Here is a 14,361-nt window from a genome sequence, read left to right as displayed (position 1 = left end):
GATGGCCCGACTCTCCGCGATCAAGGGGTGAACCGCATGCGCATTCTCGTCGTCGAAGACGATGCCAACCTGAACCGCCAGCTCGTCGAAGCCCTGCAGGAAGCGGGTTATGTCGTCGACAAGGCCTTCGATGGTGAAGAGGGGCATTTCCTCGGCGACACCGAACCCTATGACGCGGTGATTCTCGACATCGGCCTGCCGGAAATGGACGGCATTACCGTGCTCGAAAAATGGCGGTCCGCGAGCCGGGTCATGCCGGTGCTGATCCTGACGGCACGCGACCGCTGGTCGGACAAGGTCGCGGGCATCGATGCCGGCGCCGACGACTATGTGACCAAGCCTTTCCATGTCGAGGAAGTCCTCGCCCGCATCCGGGCGCTGATTCGACGGGCGGCCGGTCATGCCTCCTCGGAAATCGTCTGCGGACCAGTGCGTCTCGATACCAAGAGTTCCAAGGCGACCGTCGAAGGCGTGACGCTGAAGCTCACCTCGCACGAATATCGCCTTCTCTCCTATCTGATGCACCACATGGGTGAGGTCGTATCCCGCACCGAACTGGTCGAGCATCTCTACGATCAGGATTTCGACCGCGACTCCAACACGATCGAGGTATTTGTCGGACGCCTGCGCAAGAAGCTCGGCGTCGACATGATCGAGACGGTGCGCGGCCTCGGCTACCGAATGCAAGCCCCCGCGAAATGAGGATCCGCTCGCTCACCGCGCGCGTCCTGCTTTTGGCCACGCTCTGGTCGGCACTCGGTCTGGTGACCATCGCGGTGGCAATTTCCGCCCTCTATCGCCAGGGCGTCGAACGCGGCTTCAACAATCTCTTGCGTGCCCAGCTCTACAATGTCGTCAATTCCGTTTCGATCGGTGACGGCGACAGCCTGGCCGGCTCGCCGGCGCTGGGCGATCTGCGGTTTTCCCAACCGGCGACCGGTTGGTACTGGCTGGTCGAGCCGCTGGGCAATTATGCGACCGCACCGCTCGCCTCCGCGTCTCTGGGGGTTGCCAATCTCGCTGTACCCGATGTCGAGCTGACACCCTTCGACCAGAATTACGAGCGCTACTACGAGATGACCGACGAGCTGGGCAACCAGATCCGCGTCGCCGAGACCGAGGTCGTGCTCGACGATCAGGGCCGTGCGGCGCGCTTTCGGGTCTCCGGCAATCTGCAGGTCATCGAGGACGAGATCAGCTTCTTCACCAGCCGGCTCTATACGGCGCTCGCCCTGGTCGGCATCGGCGGCCTGATCGTCAATGGTCTGGCCATTCTCTACGGTCTGAAGCCGCTCGACCGGGCCCGTCGGGCGCTGGAGCGCATCCGCCGTGGCGAAGCCGAACGCATCGAGGGTGAGTTTCCGAGCGAGATCCTGCCGCTCGCCAACGAGATCAACGCGCTGATCGACAGCAACAGGCGTATCGTCGAACGGGCGCGCATGCAGGTGGGCAATCTCGCCCATTCGCTGAAGACACCGATCGCCGTGCTGCTCAACGAGGCGCGCACGCTGAACAAGAGCCCTGCCGAGGTGATCGCCTCCCAGGCCGAGGCCATGCAGGCGCAGGTGAGCTCCTACCTCAACCGCGCCCGGATCGCTGCCCAGCGCGACAGCGTTCTGGCCCGCACCGAGGCTCAGCCGGTTCTGGAGCGTCTCGTTCGTGTCATGCGCAAGCTGAATGCCGAAGTGGCCTTCGAGCTCGATGCCGCGCCGGATCTGACTTTTGCCATGGAGCAGCAGGACGTCGAGGAAGTCGTCGGCAACCTCCTGGAAAACGCAGCCCGTTTTGCCCGCACCAAGGTGGTGACCCATGTTGTCATGACCGCACGCGAAGACGACCTGACGGACGGACGGCGCGGTTGGATCGAGGTCGTGGTCGAGGACGATGGGCCGGGTCTGGCGCCCGAAGAGATCGGCGAGGCCCTGAAACGTGGGCGAAGGCTGGACGAAAGCAAACCCGGAACGGGGCTAGGCCTGTCGATCGTCAAGGAGATTTCCGGGGAATATCAGGGTACATTCGGCCTGTCGCGGGCCGGGATCGGCGGACTTCGCGCACAGTTGATCCTACCGGCTGTGACCAAAGACACTGCGTGATTGATTTTCCTGTGAAATTACATAGGTGTATAGGACGGCATTCGGCCAGCTGGCGGCATCCTTCGCGAAAGCGCGACAGGCGATGATCGGCAGCAACAATTCGACGGGACTTGGAACGGTCTGATGAGTGTGAAGCGATTCGGGATATTGGCAGCCACGGCCCTCGTGTCGCTTGCCCTGGTGGGCTGCACCACTTCGGGCGGCGGCCGCTCGGCCACTGCCAAGGCCAATTCCGCCGTCTATATCGCAGCACTTCAGGGCGGCATCGTTTCCCGCGTGGGCGTCGAGCTGTCACGCAGCGAGACGCAACGCGCACTGGAAGCCGAATATCGCGCACTGGAAGCAGCCCCCGGTGGCCAGCCTGTGACCTGGGCAGGCTCAAATATGCGCGGCGAGGTCGTGGCGGCCGCGCCCTATCAGGTCGGCAAGCAGAACTGCCGCCAGTTCACCCACAAGGTGGTGAACGGCGGGCGTGAATTGCAGGCACGCGGTGCGGCCTGCCGCAATTCGAACGGGACCTGGACACCGTTGAGCTGAGGGCGCTGGCCCAAGCCTGATCCCGAAACGCAAACTCGATCTCCGCGTGACGGGGAAGGCCACTCTTCCCGCTTGACTTGGGTCAAGGCCGGGCGGGTTATGGCGGCCTAGAGAAGTCTTGCGGCCAAACGCCTCAACTTTCCGTCAGGGGGTGTTTGGCTGTTGGAAAGCACCCGTCCTTGACGTAATTGGGTCTCATGTTGTTCTGGATCATCTCCGCCCTGCTGACGGTCGTTGTCGCCGTCATCCTGCTCTCTCCGCTGATGCGAGCATCGGCCCGTGCATCCCTTTATGACGAGGGCGAGGCGGCTGTTTATCGTGACCAGCTGCGCGAACTGGAGCGGGACAAGGCGACAGGCCTGATATCCGCCGATGACGCCGACTATGCGCGCGCCGAAATCGGCCGCCGTCTGCTGGCGGTCGCCGGACGTGCGACCACCGGCGAGGCGGCAACCGAACGGGCGTTCGAAGCCGCCGCAGCCGGGCCTGTTGCGCGCCGTCGCTACGGGCTCTCCCAGGCCTTCATCCTCCTCTGTCTTCCCGTCATCGGGCTCGCGGGCTATCTCGAAATCGGGAGCCCCGGCACGCCCGATGCGCCGCTCGCCGCCCGGATCGAAAATCCCGGCGATGACGTTGGTCTGCTTGTGGCCAAGGTCGAGCGCCATTTGGCAAGCAATCCTGAAGACGGCAATGGCTGGAACGTGCTGGCGCCCGTCTATTTCCGCATCGGCCGCCTGCCGGATGCCGAGATTGCCTATCGCAATGCGATCCGCATTCTGGGGCCCGATGCCGAGCGCATGAATGGCCTTGGCGAAACGCTGGTTTTGCGCAGTGACGGGATCGTCACGGACGATGCGCAGATGGCTTTCCAGGCAGCGCTGAAGCTCGAGCCGAACAATCCGCGTGCGGATTTCTATCTGGCCTTGGCGCTGGAGCAGTCCGGTCGTCGTGCCGAAGCTCTGGCCGCCTTCCAGGCGATCGCCACAGCCTCACCGCCAACCGCACCCTGGATGTCGCTGGTCAACCAGCACATTGCTGCCAACAGCGCCGGAGTGCCGCTCGCCAACGCCCCGGCGGCATCGGTGCAGCCGACGGCTCCGGCAACACTCGGCAATCCCTCTGCAGACGACATTGCCAATGCGCAATCGATGTCGGAAGGCGACCGCAGTGAGATGATCCGCGGCATGGTGGCGAGCCTCGATGCGCGGCTGAAGGAAGACCCCAACAATTTCGAGGGCTGGATGCGGCTCGTCCGCTCCTATGCCATGCTGAAGGACAAGGAACGGGCGCAAGCCGCGCTGAAGGATGGCCTCAAGGCCTTCCCGGCTGACGGCGCCGAGGGCCAGCAGTTGATCGCCATGGCGACGGAACTCGGCCTTGATGTCGAGGAGGTGAGCCAATGACCCGCAAACAGAAACGTCTGGCTGTGATTGCCGGTGGCATGGGGTTTATCCTGACGGCCGTGCTTTTGATCATGTTCGCCTTCGGACAGTCGATCGCCTATTTCTACGTTCCCGGCGATCTCGCCAAGGCCGATCTGCAGCCGGGCACCCGCATTCGCTTAGGGGGCCTGGTCGAAACCGGCTCGGTCGTGCGGGGCGAGGGATCGACCATCACTTTCACCGTCACCGATACGCTGAGCGAACTTCCCGTCACCTATACCGGTATCTTGCCCGACCTGTTCCGCGAGGGGCAGGGCGTGGTGGCGGAAGGCCGGTTCGAGGGCATGGGCAAGGTCTTCGTGGCCGATACCGTGCTTGCCAAGCATGACGAGACCTATATGCCGAAGGATGTGGCCGATCGTCTGAAGGCGCAAGGAGTGGAACTTAGCGGCGAGGAAGAGATCCGATGATCATCGAGCTTGGCCATTATGCCCTCGTGCTGGCACTCGCCACCTGTCTGGTCGTCTCCATCCTGCCCGTCATCGGCGCCCGCCGCGGGGATGCGGCAATGATGGCCGTCGCGACAACAGGGACCTATGCGCTCTTCCTGCTCGTCGCCTTTTCCTTCGCGGTTCTTACCTATGGCTACGTCGTCTCCGATTTCTCGGTGCAGAACGTCTTCCAGAATTCGCACTCTCTCAAGCCGATGATCTACAAGGTCTCCGGCGTCTGGGGAAACCATGAGGGTTCGATGCTGCTCTGGGTGCTGATCCTGACGCTGTTCAGCGCCATGGTCGCCTTCTTCGGCACCAACCTGCCGGACCGCCTGAAGGCCAACGTGCTGGCCGTGCAAGCCTGGATCACGACGGCCTTTACCCTCTTCATTCTCCTGACCTCGAACCCCTTCGCCCGCCTGTCGCCCATTCCAGCGGAAGGACAGGATCTCAATCCCGTCTTGCAGGATATCGGCCTCGCGATCCATCCGCCGCTGCTCTATCTCGGCTATGTCGGCTTCTCCGTCTGTTTCTCCTTTGCGATCGCCGCCTTGATGGACGGACGCATCGACGCCGCCTGGGCGCGCTGGGTGCGGCCCTGGACGCTGGCGGCCTGGGTGTTCCTGACGGCCGGCATCTCCATGGGCTCCTACTGGGCCTATTACGAACTCGGCTGGGGTGGCTGGTGGTTCTGGGATCCGGTTGAAAACGCCTCCTTCATGCCCTGGCTTGCGGGCACGGCCCTTCTGCATTCGGCGCTGGTCATGGAAAAGCGCGATGCCTTGAAGATCTGGACGGTGCTGCTCGCCATCATCGCCTTCTCTCTGTCGCTGCTCGGTACCTTCCTGGTGCGGTCTGGCGTGCTGACCTCCGTGCATGCCTTCGCGACCGATCCGACGCGCGGTGTTTTCATCCTCGGCATTCTCGTCATCTTCATCGGCGGGGCCTTCACCCTCTTTGCGCTGCGCGCACCGATGCTGAAGGCCGGCGGCCTGTTCCAGCCGATCTCGCGCGAGGGGGCGCTCGTCCTCAACAACCTGATCCTCACTGTCTCCACCGCGTCTGTTCTGATCGGCACGCTTTATCCGCTGCTTCTGGAAACGCTGACGGGTGAAAAGATTTCGGTCGGTCCGCCCTTCTTCAACATCACCTTCGGGCTTTTGATGATCCCGCTGCTTCTGGCCGTGCCCTTCGGGCCGTTTCTCGCCTGGAAGCGCGGTGATCTGCTCGGGGCTCTGCAGCGCCTCTACGTGGCGGCCGCACTCTCGCTCGTTCTCGGACTTGGCCTTTGGTACGCGCAGAATGGCGGTCCCGTCATGGCAGTGGGAGGCCTTGCGCTCGCCTTCTTCGTCATGGGGGGAGCGATCGCCGATCTCTGGTACAGGGCAGGCTTCGGCACGCATCCGCTGTCGACCGCCTGGAGCCGCCTCAAGGGCCTGCCGCGGTCTGCCTTCGGCACAGCGCTGGCGCATTTCGGCATGGGTGTGACCGTGCTCGGCGTCGTGGCCGTGACCACCTTCGAGACGGAAACCGTGGTCGAGATGAAGCCCGGCATGACAGCGGAGGCCGGCGGTTATGTCGTGACCTTCGACGGCATTCGCGCCGCGACCGGACCGAACTACACGGAGGATCAGGGACACTTCACCATCCGCGAGGGCGGTATCGAGGTGGCCGATGTCTGGTCGTCGAAGCGGCTCTACACGGCGCGCCAGATGCCAACCACGGAGGCCGGCATCGTCACTTTCGGCTTCAGCCAGCTCTATGTGTCGCTGGGTGACCCGATGGCAGACGGCGGTATCGTGGTGCGCGTGTGGTGGAAACCCTGGATCCTCTGCATCTGGTACGGCACTCTCGTGATGATGGCGGGCGGTATCGTCTCGCTCTCGGACCGCAGACTGCGCGTTGGCGCGCCGAAGCGGGCCAAGGTGGCGGCAAAGCCGGCACTGGAGGCTGCGGAGTGATGGCCTGGTTTCAGAAGATTGCCCCACTTGCAGTTGCCGCCGGCTTCTTCCTGCAAGCGGAAGGAGGGGCGAAACCGCCGATGTCGACCATGTCCTCTCCCCGCTTGCTGACAAAGGGTCTGGCGGAGGGGCGAAGCCGCCGGATGCTGCGTTGCCTGTTCATCCTGCTGGCTCTCCTTCTGACCCCCATTCATGCCTTCGCGGTCAATCCGGACGAAGTGCTGGCCGATCCGGTGCTCGAGCAGCGTGCGCGGGCGCTGTCGGCGGAACTGCGCTGCATGGTCTGCCAGAACCAGTCGATCGACGATTCCAACGCCGAACTCGCCCGCGATCTGCGTGTGGTGGTGCGCGAGCGGCTGGTGGGTGGCGATAGCGACGAGCAGGTGCTGGACTATGTCGTGTCGCGCTATGGGGAATTCGTGCTTCTGAAGCCGCGACTGAGTGTCCGTACGATCGGGCTCTGGGGCGCACCGGCGGCGCTTGCCATTATCGGTCTGATCGTGGCTGTGGTCTACACGCGCCGACGCGCTGTGCAGCCCGTGGCAAAGCTGTCGCCGGACGAGGAAGCGCGGCTCGGCAAGCTGCTGGATCGGGACTAGTCAAGAGCGCTTCCAGATCGGCGTCGTCAGCCAGCGCCATGCCCGGCGGCCGTCCGCGACCATGACGGATCGTCAGGACACGCTGGCCGCGCCGATCTCAAGGTGGATCAGATCGTCTCCGGCAACGAACCGCCTTTGCGCCGCAGATGCTCTCTGGCGCGGGGCGAAAAGTGCCCTGGCGCGTGACTGCGCCCGGCGCGAAGGTCGAACACCAAACGAAGCGTGAGCGGATCTGACAGCCGCTGTTTCGATAGCGCTTACTGCTCCGGTTTCAGGACGGATAGATGCGTCAGCCGGGGCTGGGGCCAAGACAGGCGTACCTGTCGGTGAACATTACGAAGAATTCATCTGCCGTACAGTTCGCCGTAACCTGACAGCTCCTATATCTCTCCTCATCCACCGCTTCCCGCCGCCAGATTGGCCGGCGGCTCCAGTCAGATGAACAGATGAAGGTAGATCACATGTCCAAGAACAAAGGTCGTTCGTTGCAGTCGATCCTGAAGACCTCCACCACCGCCGGCCTCGCCGCCATGATGCTGGTGACGGCCGCCCCCTTCGCCGCCGTGCCGGCGCTTGCCGCACCGGTTGAAGTGGACGCGCCGCAGGTGCCGAGCTTTGGTGATGTCGTGCAGGCCGTCCTGCCAGCCGTCGTGTCCGTCCGGGTCCAGTCGAACGTTCAGCCGGCATCGTCCGACGAAAGCAATTTTTCCTTCAACTTTGGCGGTCGCAGCTTCGAGGATCTGCCGGATGATCACCCGTTGAAGCGCTTCTTCCGCGAATTCGGTGGTCCAGGCATGGAAGGTGGTCCGCAGGAGCGTGGCCCGCGTGCCGAGCGTGGTCCGGGTCGCCTGCGTCCGACCGCACAGGGGTCCGGCTTCTTCATCTCCGAAGACGGCTATGTCGTCACCAACAACCATGTCATCGACGACGGCGCCGCCTTCACCATCGTGATGAACGACGGCAAGGAATACGACGCCAAGCTGGTCGGCAAGGACAGCCGCACGGACCTGGCGCTGCTCAAGGTCGACGAACCCGACACGAAGTTCACCTATGTGAAGTTCGCCGATGACGAGAAGGTCCGCGTCGGTGACTGGGTGGTCGCCGTCGGCAACCCCTTTGGCCTCGGTGGCACCGTGACTGCCGGTATCATTTCGGCCCGTGGCCGCAATATCGGCTCCGGCCCCTATGACGACTACCTGCAGATCGATGCCGCCGTGAACCGCGGCAATTCGGGCGGACCCGGCTTCAACCTGAACGGCGAAGTCGTCGGTATCAACACGGCGATCTTCTCGCCCTCGGGCGGCAATGTGGGCATCGCCTTTGCGATCCCGGCCTCGGTCGCGACCGACGTCATCGCCAAGCTCAAGGAAAGCGGCACGGTTTCGCGCGGCTGGCTCGGCGTTCAGATCCAGCCCGTGACCAAGGACATCGCCGACAGCCTCGGCCTTGCCGAGGATAGTGGCGCCCTGGTCGTTGCCCCGCAGGCCGGTTCGCCCGGTGAAGCGGCCGGCATCAAGCAGGGCGACGTGGTGACGGCCGTCAATGGTGACCCGGTCAAGGATCCGCGTGATCTGGCCCGCCGCATCGGAGCCTTTGCACCCGACACCACGATCGACGTCTCACTCTGGCGCGATGGCAAGGCAACCGAGGTCAAGGTCAAGCTCGGCGAACTGCCGGCCGACCAGGCAGCAAGTGCCGAGACCGAGAACAATGCGGCTCCGGCACCGGAAGCCGAGCAGGAACTGTCGAGCCTCGGCCTTTCTGTTCGTCCGGCCGAAGACGGGAAGGGCCTTGCCATCGTCGATGTCGATCCCGACAGCGACGCCGCCGACAAGGGCCTGAAGTCGGGCGAGACGATCACCTCGGTCAACAACCAGGAAGTCTCGTCTGCGGCCGACGTGCAGAAGGTTCTCGACCAGGCCAAGAAGGACGGCCGCACCCGGGCGCTCTTCCAGGTCGAATCGGAGAATGGCAGCCGCTTCGTGGCGCTTCCGATCAACCAGGGCTGATTGTGATGTGACACGGGGCGCCGGCGGTCGAAGGCCGTCGGCGCCCCGTGTCGTTTTCGACGGTCGGTGACCGTCTGGTGTCAGGAAAGGACGAAGCATGGGGATCGTGGAACAGGGACAGCCGGACACCGGCGAAACCGGCTATACGGTGGCGGATGCCGAGGCTAATGTCGCGCGCATGAAGATACTTGTCATCGAAGACGACCTGGAAGCCGCAGCCTACATGACCAAGGCCTTTCGCGAGGCCGGCATTGTCGCCGATCACGCGAGTGACGGCGAAAGCGGTCTTTTCATGGGCACGGAAAATACCTACGACGTCATGATCGTCGACCGTATGCTGCCGCGTCGGGATGGCCTTTCGGTCATCAGCGAACTGCGCAAGCGTGGCATCGATACGCCGGTTCTCATCCTGTCTGCCCTCGGCCAGGTGGACGACCGTGTGACGGGTCTGCGCGCCGGCGGGGACGACTACCTGCCCAAACCCTACGCCTTTTCCGAATTGCTCGCCCGTGTCGAGGTGCTCGGCCGCCGCAAGGGCAAGCCCGAGCAGGACATGGCCTATCGCGTCGGTGATCTCGAACTCGACCGTCTGTCACACGAGGTGAAGCGGGCCGGCAAGGAAATCCTCCTGCAGCCGCGCGAATTCCGCCTGCTGGAATATCTGATGAAAAATGCCGGCCAGGTGGTGACCCGCACCATGCTGCTCGAAAACGTCTGGGACTATCACTTCGACCCGCAGACCAATGTCATCGACGTGCATGTCTCGCGCCTGCGGTCGAAGATCGAGAAGGATTTCGACCGGCCGCTCCTGAAGACCGTGCGGGGTGCCGGTTACATGATCAAGGACGAAGGCTGACATGCGGCTGAAGTCCCGTCTCGGGGTGCTGGCCAAGTCCACGGCCGTCCGGCTTTCCGCGCTCTACATCATTCTTTTCGCGCTGTGCGCCGCCTTCCTCGTCTTCTACGTGACGGGGCTTGCCGAGCGTATCATGAACAATCAGACGCGTGAGGCACTGCGCCAGGACGTGACCGAGATCCAGGGCGCTTTCGAGCGCGGCGGGATCAACCAGCTCCTGCGGACCCTGGAACGTCGCGCGCGGCAGCCGGGTGCCAATCTCTACGTGATTGCAAGCCCGACCGGCGAGATCCTTGCCGGCAATGTCGCCTCGCTGCAGCCCGGCGTCTTCGACGAGGAGGGCTGGACCAATTTCCCCTTCCGCTATCAGCGCTATACCGACAGTGGCGTTGCGAAGCGTCATCTGGCGACCGGGCATGTCTTCGTCCTGGAGAACGGCATCCGGGTTCTGGTCGGCCGCGACCTTGGCGAGCCCGGCAAGCTGCGCCAACTGGTGCGGCAGGCGCTGATGGTGGCGCTGCTGATCATGGGAGTCGGTGCGCTGGTCATCTGGTTTGCCATTGGCCGCAATGCGCTCAAACGCATCGACCGAGTCTCGGCGGCCAGTCAGAAGATCATTTCAGGCGATCTGTCGCAGCGTCTGCCGGTTTCCGGTTCAGGCGACGAGTTCGATCGCTTGTCCTCGTCCCTGAACGAGATGCTGGGGCGGATCGAGCAATTGAACGAAGGCCTGAGACAGGTCTCCGACAACATCGCCCATGACCTGAAGACGCCGTTGACACGCCTGCGCAACAAGGCGGCCGACGCATTGGACGAGGACGATGCGCAGGCGAGAAGAGCGGCGCTGGAGACGATCATCTCCGAATCCGACCAGCTGATCCGGACGTTCAACGCGCTGCTGATGATCTCCCGCGTCGAAGCCGGGTCGATCGCGGCCGAGCTGACTGACATCGACATTTCCACCATCGCTGCCGACAGTGCCGAACTCTACGAACCCGTGGCGGAAGAGGCGGGACAGGTCATGGTCTGCGAGATCGCACAAGGACTATCGGTTCGGGGAAATCGCGAACTCGTGGGTCAGGCGATCGCCAATCTGATCGACAATGCGATCAAGTATGGCAGCCAGGGCGATGCGGGGTCCGAGATCCGCGTGCGCGTGGCGCGTGGCGACGCTGGCCTGGAAATCTCAGTCTCCGATCAGGGAGCCGGCATTGCCGAAGACAAGCGGGCTGAGGTGGTCAAGCGCTTCGTCAGGCTGGACAAGAGCCGCTCGAAACCGGGCACAGGATTGGGACTCTCTCTGGTCGAGGCGATCATGGCCCTGCATGGCGGGCGGCTTGTCCTCTCCGACACCCGCAGCCACCCCGACCATCCGGGCCTGACGGCGACGATGGTCTTTCCCGGAATGAGGCCGTAACCTATCCGGGCTCGAGATTCGCCAGGCAATCTCGGCCGGGAGAGGAGGCGCTGATGGGAGACGGCAGGACGAGCAGATTGTCCGATGTGGTGGAGGGCGTGATCCGTCCACTGAACCAGACGGAATTGAAGGCTGCAGTCAGCCTGCTGAAGGACCTGACGAAGCAGGAGGCGGGGCTTGCCGAACATCTGTCGGCAGAGGGGCCGCTGCGCCAATTCGTGCTCGCGGCCTTTACTCTCTCTCCCTATCTGCGCGATGTCGCGAACCTCACGCCATCCTTGCTGCTCGAAGCCATAGCATCGCCGCTGGAGCCGCAACTCCTCGACGCAGTCGAGGAGGCCCGCACCGCCTGGAGGCCCGATGCCTCCGGTGTCGCTCCTGCGGAGACGGATGTCATGGCGCGGCTGCGACGCGCCAAGCGCAAGGTCGCCTTCCTGAGCGCGCTCGCCGATCTCGCCCGCGTCTTCACGGCGCGTGACACCACCGCCTGGCTGAGCGCCGTGGCGGATGCCGCGGTGGCAGCTGCCATCGACCACCTGCTTCTCACGGGTCATGACGGCGGCAAGCTGACGCTGAAGGATCGCGACAATCCGGCCCATGGCAGCGGGCTCATCGTGCTGGGCATGGGCAAGCTCGGCGCGCGCGAGCTGAATTATTCCTCCGACATCGACCTCGTCATCTTCTACGATCCGGAAGCCGGCATCCTGAAGGATCCCGATGAAGCAATGGAAACCTATGGGCGGATGATGCGTCGTCTGGTGCGCATCCTGCAGGAGCGGACCGCCGACGGCTATGTCTTCCGAACGGACCTGAGGCTGCGGCCCGATCCGGGCTCGACGCCGCTTGCCGTGCCGGTCGAGGCGGCACTTATCTATTACGAGGGCAGGGGACAGAACTGGGAACGCGCCGCCTTCATCAAGGCTCGGCCCGTGGCCGGCGACCTCAAGGCGGGCGAGGGCTTCCTGCGTGAACTCGTGCCCTTCGTCTTCCGCAAATATCTCGACTACGCGGCGATCGCAGACATCCACTCGATCAAGCGCCAGATCCATGTGCACAAGGGGCATGGCGCGATCGCGGTCAAGGGGCACAACGTCAAGCTCGGGCGCGGCGGCATTCGCGAGATCGAGTTCTTCGCCCAGACCCAGCAGCTGATCGCCGGCGGCCGCATGCCGGACCTGCGTTGCCGGCCGACCGAGGAGGCCTTGAAGGCGCTCGCCGCCGCCCGCTGGATCGATGATCAGACGGCGGAGGAACTCACCGACTGCTACTGGTTCCTGCGTGACGTCGAGCACCGCATCCAGATGGTGCATGACGAGCAGACCCACGTCCTGCCGGAAACGGAGGCGGAGCTGAAGCGCATCGCCTTCATGCTGGGTTTCATCGACACGACGGCCTTTTCCCGGGCCCTGGAAACGGCACTGAAAACGGTCGAGAAAAGGTATGCCCGGCTGTTCGAAAAGGAGGAGGGCCTGTCGAGTTCGACCGGCAATCTCGTCTTTACCGGCCAGAAGGACGATCCCGATACGCTGAAGACCCTGAAGGACCTCGGTTTCGAGCGGCCGGAGGACATCTCACGGGTCATCCGGACCTGGCACTACGGTCGCTACCGTGCGACGCAATCGGTCGAGGCCCGCGAGCGGCTGACCGCGATGACGCCGGATCTGCTGAAAGCCTTCGGCGAAAGCCGGCGTGCCGACGAGGCGTTGCTGCGCTTCGACAACTTCCTCTCGGGCCTTCCTGCCGGCATCCAGCTCTTCTCCCTGCTCGGCAACAATCCCGCCCTTCTTCACCGGATCGTCAACATCATGGCGGCCGCACCGCGGCTCGCCGAGATCATCGCGCAGCGACCGCATGTCTTCGACGGCATGCTGGATCCGGTCCTCCTGGTCGAGCTTCCCACCCGCGACTATCTCGGCAGGCGACTGAAGAGTTTTCTTTCCGGCGCCACCCACTACGAGGAAATTCTCGACCGGCTGCGCATCTTCGCCGCCGAGCAGCGCTTCCTCATCGGCATTCGGCTGCTGACCAGCGCGATCGGTGGCGCGCAGGCCGGCCATGCCTTCACCGATCTCGCCGGCCTCGTCATCGACGAAGCGCTAAAGGCTGTGGTGGCGGAGATGGAGATCGCCCATGGCAAGATCCCCGGCGGCCGCGTCGCTCTGGCGGGCATGGGCAAGCTCGGCTCCTACGAATTGACGGCGGGCTCCGATGTCGATCTGATCCTGCTGTACGAACATGACGAGGACGCGCCGGAATCGGATGGTGTGAAATCGCTCGATCCCGTGCGGTATTTCACCAGGCTCACGCAGCGGCTGATCGCGGCGCTTTCGGCGCCGACGGCAGAAGGTGTGCTCTACGAGGTCGACATGCGGCTGAGACCCTCCGGCAACAAGGGGCCCGTCGCGACAAGGCTCCGATCCTTTGCCCGCTACCAGCGCGAGGAGGCGTGGACCTGGGAGCATATGGCGCTGTCCAGGGCGCGCATGCTGTGTGGCGATCAGAGCCTGATCAAGGAGGCCGAAGGCATCATCGAGGAAGTGCTCGGCGCGCCACGGGATACGGCGAAGACCGTCAAGGATGTCGTCGAGATGCGGGCGCTGATCGAGCAGGAGAAGCCGCCAAAAGACATCTGGGATATGAAGCTCATTCCCGGCGGCTTGATCGACATCGAGTTCATTGCGCAATATCTGGCGCTGACGGCGCCGGCCAAGGGGCTCCACGTCCGGACCAATGAGCTTTCGACGGCGGACGCGTTGAAGGCCCTGGGTGAGCTCATCGATCCGAATGATCTCGATACCTGCCTGACAGCCTTGAAGCTCTACACCGATCTGTCGCAGGTAATCCGTCTTTGCATCGATGGTCCCTTCGAACCGGCAAACGTCCCGGCGGGTCTCACAGATCGCCTGGCGCGCGCGGCCGACTGCCCGGATCTGAAGACCACGGAAGCCGAGATCAAGCGGTTGGCGAAGGCGGTGCGCAAGGTATTTGCGCGGGTCGTGGCCTGACGGAAGCG

The 14,361-nt window shown here is 63.7% G+C and carries 11 protein-coding genes; all 11 read left to right on the top strand.

Annotation, left to right across the window (positions count from 1 at the left end):
• Window positions 1-36 precede the first annotated feature (36 nt).
• The 11 genes from LJE98_RS17730 (at window position 37) to LJE98_RS17680 (ending at window position 14,353) form a co-directional block, all read left to right on the top strand.
• Window positions 37-702 carry a response regulator transcription factor gene (locus LJE98_RS17730; RefSeq protein WP_229576542.1) on the top strand — a complete coding sequence of 222 codons (666 nt, stop codon included), beginning with the start codon at window positions 37-39 and terminating at the stop codon, window positions 700-702.
• Window positions 699-2,093 (top strand): ATP-binding protein, encoded by a 1,395-nt coding sequence (locus tag LJE98_RS17725; protein ID WP_229576541.1) that lies wholly within the window; start codon window positions 699-701, stop codon window positions 2,091-2,093. The genes LJE98_RS17730 and LJE98_RS17725 overlap by 4 nt, the downstream gene beginning before the upstream one ends.
• A gap of 123 nt (window positions 2,094-2,216) precedes the next feature.
• On the top strand, window positions 2,217-2,630 hold the full coding sequence (locus tag LJE98_RS17720; protein WP_229576540.1) for a hypothetical protein: 414 nt from the start codon (window positions 2,217-2,219) through the stop codon (window positions 2,628-2,630).
• Window positions 2,631-2,827: 197 nt separating this feature from the next.
• Window positions 2,828-4,033, top strand: a complete 1,206-nt coding sequence (gene ccmI / locus LJE98_RS17715) for a c-type cytochrome biogenesis protein CcmI (RefSeq protein WP_229576539.1) — start codon at window positions 2,828-2,830, stop codon at window positions 4,031-4,033.
• Window positions 4,030-4,482 carry a cytochrome c maturation protein CcmE gene (gene ccmE, locus LJE98_RS17710; protein ID WP_229576537.1) on the top strand — a complete coding sequence of 151 codons (453 nt, stop codon included), beginning with the start codon at window positions 4,030-4,032 and terminating at the stop codon, window positions 4,480-4,482. Before ccmI ends, ccmE begins: the two co-directional genes overlap by 4 nt.
• Window positions 4,479-6,467, top strand: a complete 1,989-nt coding sequence (locus LJE98_RS17705) for a heme lyase CcmF/NrfE family subunit (protein WP_229576536.1) — start codon at window positions 4,479-4,481, stop codon at window positions 6,465-6,467. The genes ccmE and LJE98_RS17705 overlap by 4 nt, the downstream gene beginning before the upstream one ends.
• 143 nt (window positions 6,468-6,610) lie before the next feature.
• On the top strand, window positions 6,611-7,066 hold the full coding sequence (locus LJE98_RS17700) for a cytochrome c-type biogenesis protein (RefSeq protein WP_229576749.1): 456 nt from the start codon (window positions 6,611-6,613) through the stop codon (window positions 7,064-7,066).
• Window positions 7,067-7,527: 461 nt separating this feature from the next.
• Entirely contained in the window at window positions 7,528-9,075 is a 1,548-nt protein-coding gene (locus tag LJE98_RS17695) for a Do family serine endopeptidase (RefSeq protein WP_229576535.1), read from the top strand.
• A 97-nt stretch (window positions 9,076-9,172) separates the two neighbouring features.
• Window positions 9,173-9,931 carry a response regulator transcription factor gene (locus LJE98_RS17690; protein WP_324255864.1) on the top strand — a complete coding sequence of 253 codons (759 nt, stop codon included), beginning with the start codon at window positions 9,173-9,175 and terminating at the stop codon, window positions 9,929-9,931.
• A gap of 1 nt (window position 9,932) precedes the next feature.
• Window positions 9,933-11,348 carry a sensor histidine kinase gene (locus tag LJE98_RS17685; protein WP_229576534.1) on the top strand — a complete coding sequence of 472 codons (1,416 nt, stop codon included), beginning with the start codon at window positions 9,933-9,935 and terminating at the stop codon, window positions 11,346-11,348.
• A 53-nt stretch (window positions 11,349-11,401) separates the two neighbouring features.
• Window positions 11,402-14,353, top strand: a complete 2,952-nt coding sequence (locus tag LJE98_RS17680; protein ID WP_229576533.1) for a bifunctional [glutamine synthetase] adenylyltransferase/[glutamine synthetase]-adenylyl-L-tyrosine phosphorylase — start codon at window positions 11,402-11,404, stop codon at window positions 14,351-14,353.
• The last annotated feature ends 8 nt before the right edge of the window (window positions 14,354-14,361 follow it).

This window comes from Rhizobium sp. 'Codium 1' (genome assembly GCF_020889605.1).
In the GTDB taxonomy this organism is placed as follows: Bacteria; Pseudomonadota; Alphaproteobacteria; order Rhizobiales; family Rhizobiaceae; genus Allorhizobium; species Allorhizobium algae.
Note: the sequence above shows the minus strand (reverse complement) of the source record. Positions and strands in the feature narration are given on the sequence as shown.